Raw genomic sequence first — 22,588 nt, 5'->3', positions numbered from 1 at the left:
CGATCGTGGTAGCTCAGGGGCGTGGGCCCGATCGGCCCGGCGTCGACGATCCCGGACGCGGCCGTCGTATCGGCATCGACGTCGGTAGCGTCCGCATCGGTATCGCGTCGAGCGATCCGGACGGTGTGCTGGCCACGCCGGTCGAGACCGTGCCGCGCTCGAAGGTCAAGGGGCCCGACGCGCCGGACGTGGTGCGAGTGGCGGAGATCGTCGCCGAGTACGAGGCCGTGGAGATCGTGATCGGGCTTCCTCGGACGCTGCGCGGAGAGCGCGGCAGCGCCGTCGAGGCAGCCGAGAGATTCGGCCGCTCCCTGTACCGGCGGTTGGGTGATGTTCCGATTCGAATGGCCGACGAGCGACTGACCACCGTGAGCGCATCGCGCGCGTTACGGGATAGTGGAGTGCGAGCCAAGAACCAACGATCGGTGATCGATCAGGCTGCGGCGGTGGCGATACTGCAGGGCTGGCTCGACGAGCGCCGTGCCGTATCGGATCGTGCAGCGAACAATTCAGGATCGACGGAGGTCGACGAGTGAACAACCAAGGGCCAGATCGAGACCGGCGAGATGCGCGCGCGGACGAGGCGCACACCGACCCGATCGGCTATTCCGTGGACGAGGGCAGCGAGTTCGACCGACGCATGCAGGGCCATCCGCAGCGTCGGGAGCCGCACCCCCGGGCCTCTCGCAACACGGATCGGGAAGCCGAGGCCGGGCCAGGGGCGGTGCCCCAGGAAGTCGGCCGTAGCCGTGCTGCGAGCCGCAAGGACCGAGCTGCGTCCAGCCGCAAGCGTCGCGGTCGGCTGGTGGCTGCGGTGCTCGGGCTCGTACTGCTCGTGGCGGTGGCGGGCGGAGGGTATTTCGCGGTGAACAAGTTCGGCAATCGCACGACACCGAACGCGGACTTTGCCGCAGGCTCCCCGGGGGACGGCGTGGTGATTCAGGTTCATCCCAACGACACCGCACAGCAGATCGGTACCCAGGCAGCGGACAAGGGTGTCGTGGCCAGCTCCGGTGCGTTCCTCGAAGCAGCGATCCTCAACAACGCCATCACCTCGGTTCAGCCCGGCTTCTACCTGCTCGCCAGCAACGTGCCTGCCTCGCAGGCCGTGACCGAACTCGTCGACCCCGCCTCCCGAGTGGGCAACATGGTGATCTCGGAGGGCCGCCAGCTGCACGACGCGCGCGACGTGAACACCGGTGCCGTCAAGAAGGGCATCTACACCCTGATTTCCGAGGCCAGCTGCGTGGACCGAACCGGCAGTGGAACCCCCACCTGCGTGAGCTACGACGACCTCAACGTGGCCGGAGCCGTGGACGACCCGGCTGCCTTGGGCGTGCCCGACTGGGCCACCGATCGCGTCGAAGGAGTCCCAGACCGCGATCGGCAGCTCGAAGGCCTGATCGCCGCGGGAACCTGGGACTTCGATCCCAGCGCGGCCCCGACCGACATTCTGAAGCAATTGGTGTCCGAGAGTGCCACCCGCTACGAGGACACCGGAATCCTCACCGCGGGCACCAACTCCGGGCTGACCCCGTACGACACCCTCGTCGCGGCATCGCTCGTCGAGCGTGAGTCCCTGCCCCAGGACTTCAGCAAGGTGGCGCGAGTGATTCTCAATCGCCTCGCTGTACCGCAGAAACTCGAGTTCGACTCGACGGTCAACTACTCGCTCGACACGACCGAGGTCGCCACCACCGACGCCGACCGCGCCCGTGTCACCCCGTGGAACACCTATGCCAGCGAGGGGCTGCCGGCAACCCCGATCTCCTCGCCGAGTATCGGGGCAGTGCAGGCGGTCGAGATGCCTGCCGACGGTGATTGGCTGTACTTCGTGACCATCAACCAGGCGGGCGAAACCCTGTTCACCCGCAGCTACGAGGAACACCTGGCCAACATCACCAAGGTCGAGGGTGGCTTCCTCGACAGCGGCCGCTGACGTGCGCGCCGCTGTGCTGGGAAGCCCTGTCGAACACTCGAAGTCGCCCGTGCTGCACTGCGCTGCGTACCGCGCGCTCGGCCTCACCGACTGGACCTACGAGCGCATCGACTGCACCGGCGAGCAGTTGCCGGGCCTGCTCGACGGTTTCGGGCCCGAATGGGTCGGCGTGTCGGTCACCATGCCGGGCAAGGTCGCCGCTCTGGCGTACGCGAGCGAGCGCACCGCGCGGGCAGTCCTGGCCGGCTCGGCGAACACCCTGGTTCGCACCGCGTCGGGCTGGCGCGCCGACTGCACGGACGTCGACGGAATCGTGGGTGCACTGCGCGACGCCGGAGTCGAAGACCTGTCCGGTAGCACCGTGACGGTGGTCGGCGCCGGGGGAACGTCGAGGCCTGCGATCGTGGCGCTGGCCGGGCTCGGAGCGACTGCGGTCACCGTGGTCGCGCGGTCGGCCGACCGCGCCCGGGACACACTGGACTGCGCCGTCGCCGCGGGAATGCGCGCGGAATTCGTGAACATGACAGACCCTCGTCTCGCCGCTGTCGCAGCGGCCTCGGCGGTACTGGTCAGCACCGTTCCGGCGGCCGGAGCGGCCGACATCGCGTCGGATCTCGCCCATGCACCGCTGGTACTCGACGCGATCTACGATCCCTGGCCGACGCCCCTGGCAACTGCCGTGGAGGCGGCCGGTGGAACCGTCATCAGCGGATTGTCGATGCTGCTCAACCAGGCGTACGGGCAGGTCGAACAGTTCACCGGCAGGCCGGCACCACGAGCGATCATGCGAGACGCGCTGACCACCGTGCGGTGAGTTCGGACCGTCGGTAGTCCACAGGCTCTTGGTTGTCCACAGGGCAATCTGCCACCTGGGCTTTCGTCACAGCAGGCCGCTACCGCGATGCAACCCTTCGATCATGATGGGTCTGTGTGTCGCGGTCGTCGTCGGCGCCGCCGCGGGGATGACGATGCGCCGCTGCCTGGTCCGATGGAATCCTCGGCTTCTGCCGCTGCTGTCTGCGATCGGGACCGGATGGGTCTGGTGGCGGTTCGGCGCTTCCGAGTACGCGTTCGCGTGGTGCGCGACGACGTGGTGGTTCGCCGCACTGAGCGCCGTCGACCTGCAGCGACGCCGGTTGCCGAACGTCTTGACCGTCCCCGGAGCGATCGTGGTGACGATCGCGCTCGTGCTCACCGGCTCGGCGAGCGCAGTGCTCGGCGGCGCTCTGCTGTTCGCGATCTACCTCGTCGTTCATCTTCTCGCGCCGGCGGCGTTCGGAGCGGGGGACGTCAAACTCGCCTGGTCGGTCGGCTCGATCGCATGCGTGGGCGGCGGAGAAGGATGGGCGATCGCCGCAGTGGCGGCACCGGTGGCAACTGCCGTGGTGGGGTCGGTCGCCGCGGCGTTCGGGCACCGGCGAGCCCGCATCGCGCACGGCCCGTCCATGTGCGCGGCCACCCTGCTGGCATCCGCGGCGTCCCTGGCGTGAAAAGATGTTCGAGTGCTGCGCTGGATAACTGCCGGAGAATCCCACGGACCCGCTCTCGTCGCCATCCTCGAAGGAATGGTCGCGGGAGTAGAGGTGACCTCGGACGACATTGCCTCTCAACTCGCTCGCCGTCGCCTCGGCTACGGCCGTGGTGCCCGCATGAAGTTCGAGGCCGACAAAGTGACGCTCACCGGCGGTGTCCGACACGGACGCACCATGGGCGGGCCTGTCGCGATCGAGGTCGGCAACACCGAGTGGCCCAAATGGGAGCAGGTGATGTCGGCCGACCCCGTCGACGACGCAGTGCTCGCGGATCTCGCGCGCAACTCTCCGTTGACACGGCCGCGGCCCGGCCACGCCGACTTCTCCGGAATGCTCAAGTACGGATTCGACGACGCCCGTCCGGTGCTCGAACGCGCCAGCGCCCGTGAGACCGCCGCACGGGTCGCCATCGGCACCGTCGCCCGGCTGTTCCTGAAGCAGGCGTTCGGCGTGGATGTCGTGTCCCATGTGATCTCCATCGGAGCATCCGACCCCTACGTCGGACCGCCGCCCGCAGGTGCCGACCTCGACGCGATCGACGCCTCGCCGGTTCGCGCCTTCGACAAGGCCGCCGAGGAATCGATGATCGCCGAGATCGAAGCCGCGAAGAAGGACGGCGACACCCTCGGCGGTGTCGTCGAGGTCGTCGTGCACGGCCTGCCCGTCGGCCTCGGATCGTTCGTCTCCGGAGAACGCAAGCTCGACGCCAGACTCGCCGCCGCACTGATGGGTATCCAGGCCATCAAGGGGGTCGAGATCGGGGACGGCTTCGAGACCGCGCGCCGACGCGGGAGCGTCGCCCACGACGAGATCAAGCCGGGCCCGGACGGTGTGTTGCGCTCGACCAACCGCGCAGGCGGCATCGAGGGCGGTATGACCAACGGTGAGGCACTGCGAGTGCGGGCGGCGATGAAGCCCATCTCGACGGTTCCGCGCGCACTGGCAACGGTCGACATGACGACCGGCGACGAGGCAGTGGCCATTCATCAGCGCTCGGACGTCTGCGCTGTTCCGGCCGCCGGTGTCGTGGCCGAGACCATGGTCGCCCTTGTGGTCGCGCAGGCAGCGTTGGAGAAGTTCGGTGGGGACTCGCTGGCGGAGACGACGAGCAACGTCGACCACTACGTGAAGGGCACCGCCGCCCGACCTCCACGATGACCCCGTACGCGGTCCTCGTCGGACCGCCGGGAGCAGGGAAGTCGACGATCGGTCGACGGCTGGCACAGGCTCTCGACCTGGACCTGTTCGACACCGACGTGGCCATCGAGCGAGACACCGGTCGTACGATCGCCGATATCTTCTCGCACGACGGCGAACCGGCTTTTCGGCAGATCGAGGAGCGGATAGTCGCGGGTGCTCTGGCCTCGCACGACGGAATCGTCTCTCTCGGTGGTGGTGCCGTCTTGTCGCCGGCGACCCGCGCCCTGCTGTCCGGGCACACCGTGGTGTACCTGGAAATCAGTGTGGCAGAAGGGCTTCGGCGGACCGGTGCGAACACGGTTCGGCCGCTGCTCGCCGGTCCCGACCCGCGCGCGAAGTACCAGGAACTGATGCGTCATCGGCGACCTCTCTACCGTTCGGTCGCCACGGTGCGAGTGCGCACCGACAGTCGCAGCCCCGCGCGGGTCGTAGGCCAGTTGGTGGCGAAACTGACCGCCATCGCCCCTGTTCCCGTGCGCGATGCGAACGAGAAAAACCCCCAGTAGATGAAGGTGATTCGATGACAGAGCCAGTGCGCGTCCAGGTCGAGACTGCCAACCCGTACCCGGTGATCATCGGCCGAGGTCTGTTGACGGACCTCGTCGACGAGCTCGCCGGAACGGCCACCGTGGCGATCTTCCATCAGCCTCCGCTGGCAGAGACCGCGGAGGCAGTGCGAGCTGCGTTGGCGGACAAGGGTATCGACGCTCACCGCATCGAGATCCCGGATGCCGAGGACGGCAAGGACCTCGCTGTGGCGGGGTTCTGCTGGGAAGTCCTCGGCCGAATCGGCCTCACCCGCAGCGACGCCATCGTCAGTCTCGGTGGCGGCGCGGCAACGGACCTGGCCGGATTCGTGGCAGCGACCTGGATGCGCGGAGTTCGTATCGTCCACGTCCCGACCACGCTGCTGGCCATGGTCGACGCGGCCGTGGGCGGCAAGACCGGCATCAACACCGACGCGGGCAAGAACCTCGTCGGCTCGTTCCACGAACCGGCCGCCGTGTTGATCGATCTGGCGACGCTCGAGACCGTCCCCAAGAACGAGATCGTCTCGGGCCTGGCCGAGGTGATCAAGACCGGGTTCATCGCGGACCCGAAGATTCTGGACATCATCGAGGCCGATCCTGCCGCGGCGCTGGATCCGACAGGCGACGTTCTGCCGGAGTTGATCAGGCGCTCGGTCGAGGTCAAGGCGAAGGTGGTGGCGGCCGACCTGCGCGAGTCGAATCTGCGCGAAATCCTGAACTACGGGCACACACTCGCCCACGCGATCGAGCGACGAGAGCAGTACCGCTGGCGTCACGGTGCCGCGGTGTCGGTCGGTCTGGTGTTCGCGGCCGAGCTGGGACGCCTGGCCGGACGCCTGGACGACGCAACTGCCGACCGCCACCGTTCGATTCTCGAATCGGTCGGCTTGCCGGTCACGTACGACGAGCACGCGTTCTCCGACCTGCTCAAGGGCATGCAGACCGACAAGAAGAACCGGGCCGGACTGCTGCGGTTCGTGGTTCTGGACGGTCTGGCCAAACCCGGACGGCTCGAGGGTCCGGACCCGGCACTGCTCGTCGCCGCATTCTCGGCGGTCGGTCGCGAGGCCCCGGCCGCAGGTGGGTCGGCCATTCTGCTCTGACCTCGTCAGAGGCGACTCGGGTCCGACGACAACGGGCGGTGATCGACGCGAAAGCGTCGACCACCGCCCGTAGGTCGATGTGGGGAAGTCAGGAACCGTCGGCGCTGCCGTGGCGACCGCGCTTGTCCAGCCGCGGCTTTCCGTCGGCGTCCACTGCGGAGAACACTTCGGTGTCGGCTTCGCCGTGCTCGGAAGCCCACTGAGGTTCGGACCGAGCAGGTTCGGACTGCGTCGTCTCAGCCTGCCTCGACTGATTCTCCTGGCCGGCGTTGACCAATTGGCGGTCGTGCGCGCGTTCGGCGTCCGAGGTGGCCAACTTCTTCTTCGCCTCGCGGTTGACGATCTGTCGACCCGCGAACACCGCGACGCTGGCGGCGATGAAGATGGTGAGAATGGTGAACGCGGCTCCGGACGTCAACTCGAAGACCAGACCGTTCTGACCCAGGCTGAAGTCGACGAAGAAGTCGACGATCCAGCTCAGGAGACCTCCGAGGAGCCCACCGACCACGGCGGCCTTGAGCCAGACCATGGTGAGGTCCTCGCCGTCGTCGGGGTCGGGATGCTTGCGTCGGTCGCGAATTCCGTCGATGCCTGCCCACACGATGATGACGAGCAGCACGAGGGCGTATGCCACCCAGCGCAGTGCCGATCCGCTCAGCGGCCACATCGACACTGCTGCCCCCAGCAGCAGTCGAACGACGACGTTGACCAATCCCATACTTATGCCACGCACTGCCCACCCAGTCATGCGGCACAGCATATCCGCACGTCGAACTTCGTGTGTCGCGGCCCACAACTTCCATGACCTGGTCGAGTCGAATGGAGCCCGTGCAACGACCGGTAATGTCGAAGCCATGCCTGCCGATTTCGGTGCCCGTCGTGGTGCCCTCCGAGAGCTGTTGGCCGCCGACGGACTCGATTCGATGTTGATCACCGATCTTCTCAACGTCCGATATCTGACCGGCTTCACCGGGTCCAACGCAGCGTTGCTGGTCTCGGCGGCCGATTCGGCCGGTGACGAGGATCGGACGGTCATCTGCACCGACGGTCGGTACGTCACGCAGGTGGCGGAGCAGGTGCCGGATCTGCGGGCCGAGATCGACCGGGCGTCGGCGATCCATCTGCTTCGATCGGGCGTGTCGCGTCGCGGCGGCCGAATCGGCTTCGAGAGCCATGTGGTGACCGTCGACGCTCATCGCGCGTGGTCCGAGCTCGACGGCGCGGTGGAATTGGTTCGCGCACCCGGTGTCGTGGAGTCGTTGCGCATGGTCAAGGACGAGTTCGAGGTGGGTTTGCTCAGGGACGCCTGCCGCGCCGCCGACGACGCGCTGGCCGACTTGATCGGTGGGGGCGGAATCCGTGCCGGTCGGACCGAGCGTGAGGTCGCCCGCGAGCTGGAGTCGTCGATGCTCGACCACGGTGCCGACGCCATCTCGTTCGAGACCATCGTCGCTGCCGGAGCCAATTCGGCGGTCCCGCACCACCGGCCCACCGATGCTGTGCTGGCCGACGGAGACTTCGTCAAGCTCGACTTCGGTGCACTCGTCGGTGGCTACCACTCGGACATGACTCGGACCTTCGTCATCGGGATTCCCGCGCAGTGGCAGCGCGATCTGTACGAGCTGGTGCAGCGATCGCAGACGGCCGGTCGGGAAGCTCTGGCACCGGGTGTGACCACCGCATCGGTCGACGCCGCGTCGCGCTCGGTGATCGAGGACGCAGGGTACGGGGAGTACTTCCTCCACGGGCTCGGCCACGGCGTGGGCCTGGAAATCCACGAAGCGCCGGGAATCGCGAAGACGAGCACCGGTACACTGCTGAGCGGTGCAGCGGTCACCGTCGAGCCGGGTGTCTACTTCTCCGGTCGCGGCGGCGTTCGGATCGAGGACACACTCGTCGTTCGTGACGGGGGTCCGGAACTGCTCACCCTGACAAGCAAGGAACTCACGTCCGTCTAGCGCGCGGGCTGGAGCGAATCCAAGCACGTGACCGACGGCGCGCCATGCGCACAAACGATTGAGGAGACGCGAAGCAAGTGGCTTCCACCAGCGATTTCAAGAACGGACTGGTTCTCAACCTGGAGAACCAGCTGTGGTCGATCATCGAATTCCAGCACGTCAAGCCCGGCAAGGGACCCGCATTCGTGCGGACCAAGCTCAAGAACGTGCTCTCGGGCAAGGTCGTCGACAAGACGTTCAACGCCGGTGTGAAGGTCGAGACCGCAACGGTCGACCGTCGCGACATGACGTACCTCTACCACGACGGTAGCGACTACGTGTTCATGGACGCCGACACCTATGACCAGCTCTCGATCGGTGAGGCCACCGTCGGTGACGGCGCGCGCTTCCTGCTCGAGAACCTGCGCGTTCAGGTCGCCATGCACGAGGGCGTTCCGCTGTACGTCGAGCTCCCCGTCACCGTCGAGCTCGAGGTCAAGCACACCGACCCCGGCCTGCAGGGCGACCGCTCCACCGGTGGCACCAAGCCGGCGACTCTCGAGACCGGAGCCGAGATCTCGGTGCCGCTGTTCATCAACACCGGCGACAAGCTCAAGGTCGACTCGCGTGACGGAAACTACCTCGGGCGTGTGAACTCCTAACGTGTCATCGAAGAAGTCGACATCCTCCGCCTCGCAGAACGGTGCCCCCGGCGCGAAGAAGCTGGGTGCGCGCCACAAGGCCCGCAAGCGTGCGGTGGACTTTCTGTTCGAGGCGGAGGCGCGCAACGTCGATCCGGTGAACCTGACCACCGAGCGCATCGAACTTGCACGCGGCGACGACACCATTGCCCCGGTCAGTGATTACACCTCGACCCTGGTCGAGGGCGTCGCCGAGAATCTCGATCGACTCGACGGCGTGATCGCCGATCATCTCAAGGACTGGACGCTCACCCGTCTGCCTGCCGTGGACCGGGCCATCCTGCGCGTCGCGGTGTGGGAGTTGTTCCACGCCACCGACGTGCCACCGGTCGTCGCCGTCGACGAAGCCGTCGAGCTGGCCAAGCAGTTGTCCACCGACGATTCGCCCGGCTTCGTCAACGGCGTGCTGGGTCAGATCGTCCTGGTCGCGCCGCAGGTGCGTGCCGCGGCCGCTGCGGTCTCGAGCCGTACGCAGTCCGACGCGTCCGGTGAGACATCGGTCGAGGCCGAGCACTGATCGAACGGTCGACGCCCGTGTGACCGAACGCTCTGCGAGCCTGCTGGTCCTGGTTCGCAGAGCGTTGCTAGGCTCTACGCAGTTGTTGTCAGACATCCTTTAACGATCCGTCCAGAGAGGCGGAGAAGGAGGTCGTAGTTTGCCTGCGCCCGAAAGCTCGTCCGCGAACCCCGCCGTTCGCGAATTGCTGTCCTCGGCCGATGTGGGACGCACCATCTCCCGCATGGCCCACCAGATCATCGAGAAGACGGCCCTCGACGCCGCGGACTCGCCGCGCGTGGTTCTACTCGGCATTCCCACCCGCGGGACCACGTTGGCGGAACGTCTCGTCGAACGTATCGAGGCATTCTCGGGCGTGCGCCCTCCGCTCGGGTCACTCGACATCACCCTCTACCGCGACGATCTGCGCAACAAGCCGCACCGTCCACTCGAACGCACGTCGGTGCCCGCAGGCGGTGTCGACGACGCACTCGTGGTGCTGGTCGACGACGTGCTGTTCTCCGGAAGAACAGTACGGTCCGCTCTCGACGCCCTGCGTGATCTCGGCCGTCCCCGCGCCGTGCAGCTCGCGGTCCTGATCGACCGCGGCCACCGCGAGCTTCCGCTTCGTGCGGACTACGTCGGCAAGAACGTCCCCACAGCGCGCACCGAGGACGTGTCGGTGTTGCTCTCCGAACACGACGGCCGCGACGGGGTCAGCCTGTCCGAGGGAGGATCCGCTCGATGAAGCATCTGCTCTCGGTCGCCGACCTGACGGCCGAATCGGCCACCGAACTCCTCGACGAAGCCGAACGATTCGAGCAGGCGCTTCTCGGCCGCGAAGTCAAGAAACTCCCGACACTGCGCGGACGCACCATCATGACGGTGTTCTTCGAGAACTCGACACGTACCCGCGTCTCGTTCGAGGTCGCAGGCAAATGGATGAGCGCCGACGTCATCAACGTCAGCGCCAGCAGCTCGTCGGTGTCGAAGGGAGAGTCGCTCCGCGACACCGCGATGACGCTGCGCGCCGCCGGAGCCGATGCGCTCATCGTCAGGCACCCGGCATCGGGTGCCGCACATCAGATCGCCCAGTGGACCGCCGATCAAGGCGGTTCAAGTGGCCCCGCGGTGATCAATGCCGGCGACGGCACGCACGAACACCCCACCCAGGCGCTGCTCGACGCCCTGACGGTTCGGCAACGACTCGGCGACATTGCAGGCCGTCGGATCGCGATCGTCGGCGACATCCTGCACAGCCGGGTGGCGCGCTCGAATGCGATCCTGCTGGCCAAGCTCGGGGCCGAGGTGGTGCTGATCGCACCACCGACGCTGCTGCCCGTGGGAGTGACCGGCTGGCCGGTGCGGGTCTCGCACGACATCGACGCCGAACTGCCCGGTCTGGATGCGGTGCTGATGCTCCGAGTGCAGGCCGAGCGAATGAACGGCGGGTTCTTCCCCTCCGCTCGTGAGTATGCGATCACGTACGGGCTCTCGCAGCGCAGGCTCGACCTGCTGCCCGAGCATGCCGTCGTACTGCACCCGGGTCCGATGCTGCGCGGTATGGAGATCGCGTCCTCGGTGGCCGATTCTCCGAAAACTGCAGTCCTGCAACAGGTTACGAATGGAGTTCACGTGCGGATGGCGGTGCTGTTCCGATTGCTGGTCGGTTCGGACGGGGGTGCGTCGTGAGCGCACTTGCGACCTCCGTCCTACTCCGCGGCGTGCTGCTGTACGGCGAGGGCCCCGAAACCGACGTCCTGATCACGGGTGAGGAGATCGCCGGAATCGGCGCGGACCTCGACGCCGACGGTGCCGAGGTCGTCGATGCCCGCGGCCAGATTCTGCTGCCCGGATTCGTCGACATGCACACGCACCTGCGCGAGCCTGGACGCGAGGACACCGAAACGATCGAATCCGGTTCGGCCGCAGCGGCTCTGGGCGGCTACACCGCGGTGTTCGCGATGGCGAACACCGATCCGGTCGCCGACTCGGTGGTGGTGACCGACCACGTGTGGCGTCGGGGACAGGAAGTCGGCCTCGTCGACGTCCACCCCGTCGGAGCGATCACTGTCGGATTGAAGGGCAAGCAGCTCGCCGAGATGGCCACGATGGCCGCGGGAATCGGCCGGGTGAAGATGTTCTCCGACGACGGCCACTGCGTCGACGATCCACTGATCATGCGTCGGGCGCTGGAGTACTCGAGTTCCCTCGGTGTGCTCATCGCTCAGCACGCCGAGGAGCCCCGGCTCACCGTCGGTGCCGTCGCACACGAGGGGCCCACGGCGGCGCGCCTCGGACTGGCCGGTTGGCCGCGTGCGGCCGAGGAATCGATCGTGGCACGCGACGCCCTGCTGGCCCGCGACGCCGGTGCGCGAGTGCACATCTGCCATGCATCCACTGCAGGCACCGTGGAGTTGATGAAATGGGCACGTGGACAGGGTATTTCGATCACCGCCGAGGTCACCCCGCATCATCTGCTGCTCGACGATTCGCGGCTCGAGACGTACGACGCGATCAACAAGGTCAACCCACCACTGCGCGAGAAGTCCGATGTCGACGCCCTGCGCAAGGGCTTGGCCGACGGTGTGATCGATTGTGTGGCAACCGATCACGCTCCGCATGCCGAGCAGGACAAGTGCTGTGAGTTCTCGATCGCCCGTCCCGGCATGCTCGGGCTCGAAACGGCACTGTCCATCGTCGTCGACACGATGGTGACCCCGGGACTGCTCGACTGGCGAGGCGTGGCGCGGGTGATGAGCGAGCGTCCCGCCCAGATCGTCGGATTGGCCGATCAGGGTCGGCCCATCGAGGTCGGCGAGATCGCCAACCTCACGCTGGTGGACCCGAATGCGAGCTGGACGGTCTCGGGCAAGAAGCTGGCCAGCGTCGCACACAACACGCCGTTCGAGGACATGACCTTCTCCTCGAAAGTGACCACGACGGTGTTGCGCGGACGAATCACCGTCCGCGGCGGAGTCGTGGCGAACAGAGCAGGGGAGTAGAGCCGTGGACAGAGTTCTCATCGTCATCGGATTCATCCTGTTCTGGGCACTGATGATCGCGCTGATCTTCTGGGGTTGGCGAGGACGGCAGAAGCGTCAGGAAGAGCGAATCGGTGACTTCCCGGCCGTGCCGGACGATCTGGGTGCCAACCGTATCGAGCCCAGCACCGGCCTGTACGTCGGCAGCACCATCGCGCCGAGCTGGCAGGACCGCATCGCTGTAGGCGACATCGGCCACCGCGCGACCGGTGAGCTGTCGCGATACGAGAAGGGCATTCTGCTCGATCGGAACGGTGAATCTCCCATCTGGATTCCGACGGAATCGATCCGCGCGATCCGCACCGAACGCGGGTTGGCAGGCAAGGTCATGACCAAGGACGGGCTCCTGGTCATTCGCTGGGAGCTCCCGACGGGGACCGAGATAGACACCGGCTTCCGGGCCGACGACAAGCAGATCTACCCGGTGTGGACAGCGAGTTCCACCGGAGAAACCAAGGAGGAAACCGCGTGAGCAGCGCAGTTCTTGTTCTGGAGGACGGCCGGACATTCCGCGGCACCACATTCGGCGCACAGGGGCGCACCCTCGGCGAGGCCGTGTTCTGCACCGGAATGACCGGGTACCAGGAGACCCTCACCGACCCGAGCTATCACCGACAGATCGTCGTCGCGACCGCGCCCCAGATCGGTAACACCGGCTGGAACCAAGAGGACGGCGAAGCCGCCAGCGCCCAGGATCCCAACAAGATCTGGGTCGCCGGCTACGTCGTGCGGGATCCGGCGCGCCGCACCTCGAGTTGGCGCTCGACCGGAACTCTGCAGGATCAGCTCGAAGCCCAGAACGTCGTGGGCATCGCCGGAATAGACACGCGCGCCCTGGTACGGCACCTGCGCACCCGCGGCTCGATGCGAGCGGGAGTGTTCTCGGGCGACGCACTCGGCACCTCGGACGAGATGCTGGCGCAGGTGGTCGGTCAGCCGTCGATGCTCGGAGCCGATCTCGCCGGTGAGGTGACCACCGGAGCCGGATACACCATCGAGCCGACCGGCGATGCTCGATTCACCGTCGTCGCCGTCGACCTCGGTATCAAGACCAATACTCCCCGGATGTTCGCCGAGCGCGGTATCCGCGTGCACGTGGTGCCGTCGAACACCACCATCGAGCAGGTCCTGGAACTGAACCCGGACGGCGTGTTCCTGTCCAACGGACCGGGCGACCCGGCCACGGCCGACACCAGCGTCGCGTTGACCAGGCAAGTGCTCGAGCGTGAGCTGCCGCTGTTCGGTATCTGCTTCGGCAACCAGATCTTCGGGCGGGCGCTCGGACGTGGCACCTACAAGATGAAGTTCGGCCACCGCGGCATGAACATCCCGGTGATCGAGCACACCACCGGCCGCATCGCGATCACCGCGCAGAACCACGGATTCGCACTCGAAGGCGAAGCGGGCGAGGAGTTCGACACCGACTTCGGCCGAGCCCGGATCAGTCACACCTGCGCCAACGACGGCACCGTCGAGGGCGTCGAGCTGATCGGCGGTAGCGCCTTCTCCGTGCAGTACCACCCCGAGGCCGCGGCCGGTCCACACGACGCCGCCTACCTCTTCGACCGTTTCACCAGCGTCCTTCAGGAGAAGAAGTAATGCCACGCCGCACAGACCTGAACCACGTCCTGGTCATCGGATCGGGCCCGATCGTCATCGGCCAGGCCTGCGAGTTCGACTACTCCGGCACCCAGGCCTGCCGAGTGCTGCGCGAGGAAGGACTCCGCGTCAGCCTCGTCAACTCCAACCCGGCGACGATCATGACCGATCCCGAGTTCGCCGACGCCACCTACGTCGAGCCGATCACGGCGGAGTTCATCGAGAAGATCTTCGCCCGTGAAGCCGAGCAGGGTCACCCCATTCAGGCCGTGCTCGCCACCCTGGGTGGACAGACGGCACTCAATGCCGCTGTCGCACTGCACGATCAGGGCATTCTCACCAAGTACGGCGTCGAGCTGATCGGTGCCGACTTCGACGCCATCCAGCGCGGCGAGGATCGGCAGAAGTTCAAGGACATCGTGGCCAAGGTCGGTGGCGAGTCCGCCAAGTCGGCCGTCTGCTACACGATGGACGAGGTGCGCGAGACCGTCGCCGAGCTCGGCTTCCCGGTGGTCGTACGGCCGTCGTTCACCATGGGCGGTCTCGGTTCGGGACTGGCCTACAACGACGAGGACCTGACCCGGATCGCCGGCGGCGGGCTGGCGGCCTCGCCCACGGCGAACGTCCTCATCGAGGAGTCCATCCTCGGCTGGAAGGAATACGAGCTCGAGCTGATGCGCGACGGCCGCGACAACGTGGTCATCGTGTGTTCCATCGAGAACGTGGACCCCGTCGGCGTGCACACCGGCGATTCGGTGACGGTCGCCCCGGCCATGACGCTGACCGACCGCGAGTACCAGAAGATGCGCGATCTCTCCATCGACATCCTGCGTGAGGTGGGCGTCGACACCGGCGGTTGCAACATCCAGTTCGCGATGGATCCGGCCGACGGGCGCCTCGTCGTCATCGAGATGAACCCGCGGGTGTCACGCTCGTCCGCGCTTGCGTCCAAGGCAACCGGTTACCCGATCGCCAAGATGGCCGCCAAGCTGGCCATCGGCTACACCCTCGACGAGATCGTCAACGACATCACCCGCGAGACCCCGGCGTGCTTCGAGCCGACCCTGGACTACGTGGTCGTCAAGGCACCGCGGTTCGCGTTCGAGAAGTTCCCCGGTGCCGACGGCACGCTGACGACGACGATGAAGTCCGTCGGTGAGGCGATGTCCATCGGACGCAACTTCACCGAGGCATTCGGCAAGGTGATGCGCTCGCTCGAAACCAAGCGCGCGGGCTACTGGACCGGCCCCGAGGTCGAGGCCGAGAGCCTCGACGCGCTGCTGGCGGACCTGTCCGTTCCTCAGGACGGTCGGATGTACGGAATCGAGAAGGCGTTCGCGATGGGTGCCACCCTCGAGCAGCTCTTCGAGGCGACCAAGATCGACCCGTGGTTCCTCGACCAGTTCCAGCAGATCCACGAACTCGGCGTCCAGGTCCGTGAGGCGGCCGAATTCGACGAGGCGCTGCTGCGCCAGGCGAAGTATCACGGTCTGTCCGACCGCCAGATCGCGGCTCTGCGCCCCGAACTCGACGGCGAGGACGGTGTGCGTGCGCTGCGTACCGAACTCGGCGTGCATCCGGTCTACAAGACGGTCGACACCTGCGCCGCCGAGTTCGAGGCCAAGACGCCGTACCACTACGGCACCTACGAGCTCGACCCCGAGGCCGAGTCCGAGGTCGCCCCGCAGCCGGACCGCCCCAAGGTGCTCATCCTCGGCTCGGGTCCCAACCGCATCGGCCAGGGCATCGAATTCGACTACAGCTGTGTGCACGCGGCGCAGACCCTGTCCGAGGCCGGTTACGAGACGGTGATGGTCAACTGCAACCCCGAAACCGTCTCCACCGACTACGACACCGCAGACCGCCTGTACTTCGAGCCACTGACCTTCGAGGACGTCCTCGAGGTGTACCGGGCCGAGGCGGCGTCGGGCACGGTACGGGGCGTCATCGTCCAGCTCGGCGGACAGACCCCGCTCGGACTCGCCAAGCGACTGAAGGCCGCAGGCGTCCCGATCGTCGGAACATCGCCCGAGGCCATCGATCTGGCCGAGGACCGGGGCGAATTCGGCAAGGTGCTCGACGCAGCCGGACTGCCGGCAGCGAAGTACGGCACCGCGACGACGTTCGACGGAGCCCGTGAGATCGCCGCAGGAATCGGCTACCCGGTACTGGTGCGTCCGTCCTACGTTCTGGGCGGACGCGGCATGGAGATCGTGTACGACGAGGCGTCGCTCGCGACGTACATCTCCAACGCGACGGAGATCTCGGACGACCGTCCGGTGCTGGTCGACCGGTTCCTCGAAGATGCAGTCGAAATCGACGTCGACGCACTGTGCGACGGCACCGAGGTCTACATCGGCGGCATCATGGAACACATCGAGGAGGCCGGTATCCACTCCGGCGACTCGGCATGCGCGTTGCCACCGATCACGCTCGGCAAGACCGACATCGAGAACGTCCGACGGTCCACCGAGGCTCTCGCGAAGGGCATCGGCGTTCGCGGCCTGCTCAACGTGCAGTACGCACTCAAGGACGACATCCTGTACGTCCTCGAGGCCAACCCGCGTGCGAGCCGCACGGTTCCGTTCGTCTCCAAGGCGACTGCCGTCCAGCTCGCGAAGGCCTGCGCCCGAGTGATGCTGGGAGAGACCATCGCCGAGCTGCGGACCGCAGGCATCCTGCCCGAGACCGGAGACGGTGGCACCGTCCCGGCCGGTGCCCCGATCGCTGTGAAGGAAGCGGTGTTGCCGTTCAACCGGTTCCGGCGTGCGGACGGAACCGGAGTGGACACTCTGCTCAGCCCCGAGATGAAGTCCACCGGTGAGGTGATGGGAATCGACTTCGATTTCGGCACCGCTTTCGCCAAGAGTCAGACCGCCGCATACGGCTCGTTGCCTGCGGGCGGAGCGGTGTTCGTGTCGGTGGCCAACAAGGACAAGCGGTCGCTGATCTTCCCGGTGAAGCGCCTCGCGGATCTGGGCTTCACGATCCTGGCGACCGAGGGAACCGCAGATGTGTTGCGGCGTAACGGAATCAAATGCGAGCAGGTGTACAAGCAGTCCGGCGAGGACGTGCCGGAGGGGGAGCGGACCATCGTCGACCGCATACTCGCCGGTGACATCGCCATGGTGATCAACACCCCGTACGGCAACTCCGGCCCCCGCGTCGACGGGTACGAGATCCGTAGCGCCGCAGTGGCGCAGAACATTCCGTGCATCACCACGGTGCAGGGCGCGTCGGCAGCGGTGCAGGGCATCGAAGCCGGGATCGCAGGCGGAATCGGTGTTCGCTCGCTGCAGGATCTGCATGCGGGCCTGAAGCAGGGGCTGGGAGTGGAGTGAGCCATCATCGCAGTTGGTCGGATCGGTTGCGTTCGGCGGTCGCGGCGCGCGGGCGACTGTGTGTCGGTATCGATCCGCATCCGGCTCTGCTCGAGGCATGGGAGTTGCCACGCTCGGCGGACGGTCTCGAGGTGTTCGCCGAGCTGTGTGTCGAGGCGTTCGTCGGCGAGGTGGCGATCGTCAAGCCTCAGGTGGCGTTCTTCGAGGCCTACGGATCTGCCGGGTACGCGGTGCTCGAACGCACTGTCAGTGTGCTCAGGGACGCAGGCACCCTGGTGATCGCCGATGCGAAGCGCGGCGACATCGGCACCACGATGGATGCGTACGCACAGGCTTGGCTGGAACCCGAGTCGCCGTTGTCCTCGGATGCCGTCACGGTGTCGCCGTACCTGGGCTTCGATTCGCTGGGGGAGACCGTCGACCGAGCAGTGCAACACCAGCGCGGGCTGTTCGTGCTGGCTCGAACCTCGAACGCGGAGGGCTCGGCTCTGCAGCAGGCGGCGACTTCGAACGGTGCGTCGGTGGCTCAGTCGATCGTCGACGCGGCGGCGACGCGTAATCGCGTCGATGCCGACACAGTGGGCTTGGTCGTCGGTGCCACTCGTGATCATGGTCTCGACCTGTCGAACTACACCGGTCCCATCCTCGCGCCGGGCTTGGGAGCCCAGGGAGCGACGGTGGCCGATCTCGCGGAGATCTTCCGCGATTCGCGTGAGCTGCTGCTTCCCAACTCCTCTCGGGGGGTGCTGGCCGCAGGCCCGTCGGTGACGGCGTTGCGCGACGCGGCGACGCGGCTGCGCGACGAGATCGAAGCCGGTCTCGCATAGTCGACGCTGCTGCGCTCCGGCACTCGGGGGCGAGTTCGCGATGAACGCGAGTCGTCGGTACGGTCGCTAGCGCTGCCGACGAACAGTGCGGACCGCCGGTGCGGAGCGCCGATGACCGCGCGGCCGGTGGCAGCGGAACACCGATGGTCGACGTGCCGACAGCGATCGTGTGCGTCGTATCGCCCAGAACGAGAAGACGGAGGAACCGACAGTGGCCCTTCCCCAGTTGACCCCCGAGCAGCGTGCCGCTGCCCTCGAGAAGGCAGCGATCGCCAGGAAGGCGCGCGCCGAGCTCAAGGAGCGCCTCAAGCGCGGCGGCACCGACCTCAAGCAGGTGCTCACAGATGCCGAGACGGACGAGATCCTCGGAAAGATGAAGGTCTCCGCGCTGCTCGAGGCCCTGCCGAAGGTGGGCAAGGTCAAGGCGGCGGAGTTGATGACCGAATTGGAGATCGCGCCCACCCGTCGACTGCGCGGTCTCGGCGATCGGCAGCGCAAGGCGCTGTTGACGAAGTTCGATTTCGAGGCCTGACGACGGTGAGTGACACTGCGGCGACTGCGGTCCCGGAAAGCAAGCGCGGCCGGTTGGTGGTGCTGTCCGGCCCCTCCGGCGTCGGCAAGTCCAGTGTCGTTCGGCTCGTGCGCGCGGCGCTGCCCGAGCTGGTCTTCAGCGTGTCGGTCACGACGCGATCGCCGCGGCCGGGCGAGGTGGACGGCCAGGACTACCACTTCGTGTCCGCCGGCGAGTTCGACCGGATGATCGCCGACGACGAGCTGCTCGAGTGGGCGAGCATCCACGGTGGCCTGCAGCGGTCGGGGACTCCGGCCGCACCCGTGGAGGCCGCGCTGGAGGCGGGCAGCCCGGTGCTGCTCGAGCTCGATCTGGCCGGTGCCCGTGCCGTGCGGGTGTCCAAGCCCGAGGCTCTGCTGGTGTTCATGGCACCACCGACGTGGGACGACCTGGTCTCTCGTCTGGTCGGACGCGCGACCGAGGAGAGCGCGGCCACCGAGCGGAGGCTGGAGACCGCACGGGTGGAATTGGCCGCACAGAACGAGTTCGACACGGTGGTTGTCAATACCGATGTCGACCATTCGTGCGAACAGTTGGTATCCTTGTTGGTCGGTAGGTCGTCGGTCGGCAACAGCTGACCAGTTTCACGGCGCACGAGGCCCCGACCAGCTAGTTCGTAGCACCAACGATGCAATTTCAGGAGATCATCAGTGAGCAGCATTTCAGCGGCCGTTTCCGACTTCGACGGACGCAGCGCTCTGCCGGCCTACGACACGCCGCTCGGCATCACCAATCCACCCATCGACGAGCTGCTCGCCCGCACGTCGTCCAAGTACGCCCTCGTGATCTACGCAGCCAAGCGCGCGCGTCAGATCAACGACTACTACAACCAGCTCGGTGACGGCATCCTCGAATACGTGGGACCGCTGGTCGAGCCGGGTCTGCAGGAGAAGCCGCTGTCGATCGCTCTCCGCGAGATCCACGCGGACCTGCTCGAGCACACCGAAGGCGAATAAGAACCTCACAGAGGACATCTGACTTGCACGTTGTCGTCGGAGTCGGCGGAGGTATCGCCGCCTACAAGAGTTGTTCGCTCATCCGCAGTTTCACCGAGAGCGGGCATCAGGTACGGGTGATTCCGACCGCGTCCGCTCTGGAGTTCGTCGGGCGCGCGACGTTCGAGGCGCTGTCCGGGCAACCGGTGCACACCGGGGTCTTCGCGGACGTGCCGGAGGTCCCGCACGTGCGCCTGGGGCAGGAGGCGGACCTCGTCGTGGTCGCGCCCGCTACCGCGGACCTCATGGCACGCATCGCCGGGGGACGGGCCGACGATCTTCTGACGGCCACTCTGCTCACCGCGCGGTGCCCGGTGGTCCTGGCTCCCGCGATGCACACCGAGATGTGGGAGCACCCCGCCACGGTCGCCAACGTCGCGACCCTTCGCTCGCGCGGTACCCACGTGATCGAACCGGCGTCGGGGCGTCTGACCGGACATGACACCGGATCGGGTCGGCTGCCGGAGCCGGACGAGATCTTCGCACTGTCCATGCTCGTGACCGAGCGAGCGGATGCGCTCCCTCGAGACCTCGAAGGACGCCATGTTCTGGTGTCTGCCGGCGGCACTCGTGAACCTCTCGACCCGGTCCGTTTTCTGGGCAATCGAAGCTCCGGCAAGCAGGGATACGCACTCGCACGCGTGGCAGCGCAACGCGGAGCCCAGGTGACGTTGGTCGCCGGATACACCAGCGACCTCGACGCTCCGGCCGCGGTCGACGTGGTGCACGTCAAGACGGCGTCGGACATGCAGGACGCCGTTCGCAAACTTGCCGTCGGTGTCGATGCAGTGGTGATGGCGGCCGCGGTCGCCGACTTCCGCCCGGAGTCCATCGCGGGCAGCAAGATCAAGAAGGGGTCGAACGAGCCGTCGTCGATCCCGTTGGTCCGCAACGACGACATTCTCGCCGGACTCGTCTCGGCTCGCCGCGACGGTGAGCTCGAATCGTCCACGGTCATCGTCGGATTCGCCGCCGAGACCGGGGATGCGGACGGAGACGTGCTGACGTATGCCCGGGCCAAGCTCGAACGCAAGGGCTGCGACCTGCTCGTGGTCAACGCTGTCGGCGACGGCAAGGCCTTCGAGGTCGACCACAACGACGGATGGTTGCTCGGTTCCGACGGTTCCGAGGACGCGCTCGGCGAGGGCTCCAAAGCGCTTCTCGCGAGCCGCGTTCTGGATTCGGTGGCGCAGATGCTCGACGCACGGAGTCCTCGACCGAAATCGAACCCGTGACGACGGCGAGGATGCACGATCGATGTCGCACCGGCTACCGTGCTGGGCACCACGTGTAGTGCCGTAGAGGTTTGCCTGGCTCCGGCAGGGGCGATAACACCGAGGGAACGTCAAATTTTCGTGGAGTGCCCGACCGGCGCGAGGCGTCGGGTCGGGCAGGAACATGCGTCGAGAGGAAGTCCGTGAGCAAGTCCGGTAGTCGGCTTTTCACCAGCGAGTCCGTCACAGAGGGTCATCCCGACAAGATCTGTGACGCCATCAGCGATTCGATTCTCGATGCTCTGTTGACGGAGGATCCGCGAGCTCGGGTGGCCGTGGAGACTCTGGTCACCACCGGCCAGGTGCACGTCGCGGGTGAGGTCAACACCACCGCGTATGCCGACATCCCCAAGATCGTGCGCGAGAAGGTGCTCGAGATCGGGTACGACTCGTCGGCCAAAGGGTTCGACGGAAATTCGTGCGGCGTGAACGTTGCGATCGGCGCGCAGTCTCCCGAGATTGCTCAGGGCGTCGATCATTCGCACGAGGCCCGAGTCGAAGGACTGTCCGACGACGAGATCGACCGTCAGGGCGCGGGGGATCAGGGCTTGATGTTCGGTTACGCCAACACCGACACTCCCGAGCTGATGCCGCTGCCGATCGCGTTGGCGCACAGGCTCTCTCGGCGACTGACCGAGGTCCGCAAGAGTGGCGTGCTGCCGTACCTGCGCCCGGACGGCAAGACTCAGGTGACGATCGAGTACGACGGTGACAACGCCGTTCGGCTCGACACCGTGGTGATCTCGACCCAGCACGCGGCCGACATCGATCTCGACAACCTGCTCACTCCCGATATCCGGGAGAAGGTGCTCGGGTCGGTGCTTGCCGAGTTGGACGTGCCGACGCTGGACACCTCCGATGTACGTCTGTTGGTCAATCCCACCGGAAAGTTCGTGCTCGGTGGACCGATGGGTGACGCCGGGCTGACCGGTCGCAAGATCATCGTCGACACCTACGGCGGCATGGCCCGGCACGGCGGCGGTGCGTTCTCCGGCAAGGACCCGTCCAAGGTCGACCGCAGCGCTGCCTACGCGATGCGCTGGGTCGCGAAGAACGCTGTCGCGGCTGGTCTCGCCGATCGCATCGAGGTCCAGGTGGCGTACGCCATCGGCAAGGCCGCGCCGGTCGGTTTGTTCGTCGAGACGTTCGGCACCGAGAAGACCGATCCCGCGCGCATTCAGGCGGCGATCAGCGAGGTGTTCGACTTGCGTCCCGGTGCCATCATTCGTGATCTGGATCTGCTGCGACCGATCTATGCGCCCACTGCGGCGTACGGTCACTTCGGCCGCACCGACATCGATCTCCCGTGGGAGTCCACCGATCGCGCAGGCAAGCTCCGCGAGGCCGCCGGACTCTGAGTTCGGCTTCGACCGTTCTGCACGTACCCTGCTCGCACCGGCTCGGTGCTCCGACATCGAGTGTGGGGTGAGAATCGAGGAGGAGGTGCGGTGGCGGGCGTAGCGCGGGTGGCGGCGTCGGATCTTCCGATCGCACGCATT

Annotated in this window: 23 protein-coding genes; 22 read left to right on the top strand and 1 reads right to left on the bottom strand. The window is 66.6% G+C overall.

What is annotated here, in order from left to right; genetic code table 11:
• The first annotated feature begins 5 nt into the window (after window positions 1–5).
• The 7 genes from ruvX (at window position 6) to aroB (ending at window position 6,304) form a co-directional block, all read left to right on the top strand.
• Complete coding sequence (gene ruvX, locus CH251_RS22905) at window positions 6–536, top strand: Holliday junction resolvase RuvX (RefSeq protein WP_094615199.1); 531 nt, start codon at window positions 6–8, stop codon at window positions 534–536.
• Window positions 533–1,939 (top strand): endolytic transglycosylase MltG, encoded by a 1,407-nt coding sequence (gene mltG, locus CH251_RS22900; RefSeq protein ID WP_094615198.1) that lies wholly within the window; start codon window positions 533–535, stop codon window positions 1,937–1,939. The genes ruvX and mltG overlap by 4 nt, the downstream gene beginning before the upstream one ends.
• Window positions 1,914–2,753, top strand: a complete 840-nt coding sequence (locus tag CH251_RS22895; RefSeq protein ID WP_373454979.1) for a shikimate dehydrogenase — start codon at window positions 1,914–1,916, stop codon at window positions 2,751–2,753. Before mltG ends, CH251_RS22895 begins: the two co-directional genes overlap by 26 nt.
• A 103-nt stretch (window positions 2,754–2,856) precedes the next feature.
• Window positions 2,857–3,429, top strand: coding sequence for an A24 family peptidase (locus tag CH251_RS22890; protein ID WP_256979249.1), 573 nt, complete (start codon window positions 2,857–2,859; stop codon window positions 3,427–3,429).
• A 12-nt stretch (window positions 3,430–3,441) separates the two neighbouring features.
• The gene (gene aroC, locus CH251_RS22885; RefSeq protein WP_032397981.1) at window positions 3,442–4,629 is read left to right on the top strand and encodes a chorismate synthase; all 1,188 of its coding nucleotides are present in this window, start codon (window positions 3,442–3,444) and stop codon (window positions 4,627–4,629) included.
• Window positions 4,626–5,177: a shikimate kinase gene (locus CH251_RS22880; protein ID WP_094615196.1), complete on the top strand. Its 552-nt coding sequence runs from the start codon at window positions 4,626–4,628 to the stop codon at window positions 5,175–5,177. Before aroC ends, CH251_RS22880 begins: the two co-directional genes overlap by 4 nt.
• 14 nt (window positions 5,178–5,191) lie before the next feature.
• Complete coding sequence (aroB, locus tag CH251_RS22875; RefSeq protein WP_032397983.1) at window positions 5,192–6,304, top strand: 3-dehydroquinate synthase; 1,113 nt, start codon at window positions 5,192–5,194, stop codon at window positions 6,302–6,304.
• Between the two features lie 88 nt (window positions 6,305–6,392).
• On the opposite strand, the gene CH251_RS22870 is transcribed toward aroB, so the two are convergent.
• The gene (locus tag CH251_RS22870; protein ID WP_094615195.1) at window positions 6,393–7,052 is read right to left on the bottom strand and encodes a B-4DMT family transporter; all 660 of its coding nucleotides are present in this window, start codon (window positions 7,050–7,052) and stop codon (window positions 6,393–6,395) included.
• Between the two features lie 106 nt (window positions 7,053–7,158).
• On the opposite strand from CH251_RS22870, the gene CH251_RS22865 reads away from it, so the two are divergent.
• The 15 genes from CH251_RS22865 (at window position 7,159) to metK (ending at window position 22,447) form a co-directional block, all read left to right on the top strand.
• On the top strand, window positions 7,159–8,262 hold the full coding sequence (locus tag CH251_RS22865; RefSeq protein WP_094615194.1) for a Xaa-Pro peptidase family protein: 1,104 nt from the start codon (window positions 7,159–7,161) through the stop codon (window positions 8,260–8,262).
• 77 nt (window positions 8,263–8,339) lie between these two features.
• Window positions 8,340–8,903, top strand: a complete 564-nt coding sequence (gene efp / locus CH251_RS22860) for an elongation factor P (RefSeq protein WP_027496978.1) — start codon at window positions 8,340–8,342, stop codon at window positions 8,901–8,903.
• Between the two features lies 1 nt (window position 8,904).
• Window positions 8,905–9,459 carry a transcription antitermination factor NusB gene (nusB, locus tag CH251_RS22855; protein WP_094615193.1) on the top strand — a complete coding sequence of 185 codons (555 nt, stop codon included), beginning with the start codon at window positions 8,905–8,907 and terminating at the stop codon, window positions 9,457–9,459.
• Between the two features lie 139 nt (window positions 9,460–9,598).
• Window positions 9,599–10,186: a bifunctional pyr operon transcriptional regulator/uracil phosphoribosyltransferase PyrR gene (gene pyrR, locus CH251_RS22850; RefSeq protein WP_094615192.1), complete on the top strand. Its 588-nt coding sequence runs from the start codon at window positions 9,599–9,601 to the stop codon at window positions 10,184–10,186.
• The gene (locus CH251_RS22845; RefSeq protein ID WP_094615191.1) at window positions 10,183–11,130 is read left to right on the top strand and encodes an aspartate carbamoyltransferase catalytic subunit; all 948 of its coding nucleotides are present in this window, start codon (window positions 10,183–10,185) and stop codon (window positions 11,128–11,130) included. Before pyrR ends, CH251_RS22845 begins: the two co-directional genes overlap by 4 nt.
• Entirely contained in the window at window positions 11,127–12,443 is a 1,317-nt protein-coding gene (locus tag CH251_RS22840) for a dihydroorotase (protein ID WP_094615190.1), read from the top strand. Before CH251_RS22845 ends, CH251_RS22840 begins: the two co-directional genes overlap by 4 nt.
• Window positions 12,444–12,447: 4 nt before the next feature.
• Window positions 12,448–12,954, top strand: coding sequence for a transporter (locus CH251_RS22835; RefSeq protein WP_094615189.1), 507 nt, complete (start codon window positions 12,448–12,450; stop codon window positions 12,952–12,954).
• Window positions 12,951–14,081: a glutamine-hydrolyzing carbamoyl-phosphate synthase small subunit gene (gene carA / locus CH251_RS22830; protein ID WP_032397989.1), complete on the top strand. Its 1,131-nt coding sequence runs from the start codon at window positions 12,951–12,953 to the stop codon at window positions 14,079–14,081. The genes CH251_RS22835 and carA overlap by 4 nt, the downstream gene beginning before the upstream one ends.
• Window positions 14,081–17,422 (top strand): carbamoyl-phosphate synthase large subunit, encoded by a 3,342-nt coding sequence (gene carB / locus CH251_RS22825; RefSeq protein ID WP_094615188.1) that lies wholly within the window; start codon window positions 14,081–14,083, stop codon window positions 17,420–17,422. The genes carA and carB overlap by 1 nt, the downstream gene beginning before the upstream one ends.
• On the top strand, window positions 17,419–18,249 hold the full coding sequence (pyrF, locus tag CH251_RS22820) for an orotidine-5'-phosphate decarboxylase (RefSeq protein ID WP_179273352.1): 831 nt from the start codon (window positions 17,419–17,421) through the stop codon (window positions 18,247–18,249). Before carB ends, pyrF begins: the two co-directional genes overlap by 4 nt.
• Before the next feature lie 211 nt (window positions 18,250–18,460).
• The gene (gene mihF, locus CH251_RS22815; RefSeq protein WP_008716579.1) at window positions 18,461–18,781 is read left to right on the top strand and encodes an integration host factor, actinobacterial type; all 321 of its coding nucleotides are present in this window, start codon (window positions 18,461–18,463) and stop codon (window positions 18,779–18,781) included.
• Between the two features lie 5 nt (window positions 18,782–18,786).
• Window positions 18,787–19,398 carry a guanylate kinase gene (gmk, locus tag CH251_RS22810; protein WP_094615186.1) on the top strand — a complete coding sequence of 204 codons (612 nt, stop codon included), beginning with the start codon at window positions 18,787–18,789 and terminating at the stop codon, window positions 19,396–19,398.
• 72 nt (window positions 19,399–19,470) lie between these two features.
• Window positions 19,471–19,776: a DNA-directed RNA polymerase subunit omega gene (gene rpoZ / locus CH251_RS22805; protein WP_032377808.1), complete on the top strand. Its 306-nt coding sequence runs from the start codon at window positions 19,471–19,473 to the stop codon at window positions 19,774–19,776.
• Between the two features lie 23 nt (window positions 19,777–19,799).
• Complete coding sequence (coaBC, locus tag CH251_RS22800) at window positions 19,800–21,050, top strand: bifunctional phosphopantothenoylcysteine decarboxylase/phosphopantothenate--cysteine ligase CoaBC (RefSeq protein ID WP_094615185.1); 1,251 nt, start codon at window positions 19,800–19,802, stop codon at window positions 21,048–21,050.
• Between the two features lie 182 nt (window positions 21,051–21,232).
• Entirely contained in the window at window positions 21,233–22,447 is a 1,215-nt protein-coding gene (metK, locus tag CH251_RS22795) for a methionine adenosyltransferase (protein ID WP_032397994.1), read from the top strand.
• The last annotated feature ends 141 nt before the right edge of the window (window positions 22,448–22,588 follow it).

This window comes from Rhodococcus sp. 06-462-5 (genome assembly GCF_002258315.1).
In the GTDB taxonomy this organism is placed as follows: Bacteria; Actinomycetota; Actinomycetes; order Mycobacteriales; family Mycobacteriaceae; genus Rhodococcoides.
Note: the sequence above shows the minus strand (reverse complement) of the source record. Positions and strands in the feature narration are given on the sequence as shown.

Bases quoted from the DNA above. Each gene is read 5' to 3' on its own strand.
- CH251_RS22890 (WP_256979249.1), top strand. From the start codon at position 2,857: ATGATGGGTCTGTGTGTCGCGGTCGTCGTCGGCGCCGCCGCGGGGATG.
- CH251_RS22845 (WP_094615191.1), top strand. From the start codon at position 10,183: ATGAAGCATCTGCTCTCGGTCGCCGACCTGACGGCCGAATCGGCCACC.
- aroB (WP_032397983.1), top strand. From the start codon at position 5,192: ATGACAGAGCCAGTGCGCGTCCAGGTCGAGACTGCCAACCCGTACCCG.
- CH251_RS22870 (WP_094615195.1), bottom strand. From the start codon at position 7,052: ATGACTGGGTGGGCAGTGCGTGGCATAAGTATGGGATTGGTCAACGTC.
- CH251_RS22880 (WP_094615196.1), top strand. From the start codon at position 4,626: ATGACCCCGTACGCGGTCCTCGTCGGACCGCCGGGAGCAGGGAAGTCG.
- carB (WP_094615188.1), top strand. From the start codon at position 14,081: ATGCCACGCCGCACAGACCTGAACCACGTCCTGGTCATCGGATCGGGC.
- CH251_RS22865 (WP_094615194.1), top strand. From the start codon at position 7,159: ATGCCTGCCGATTTCGGTGCCCGTCGTGGTGCCCTCCGAGAGCTGTTG.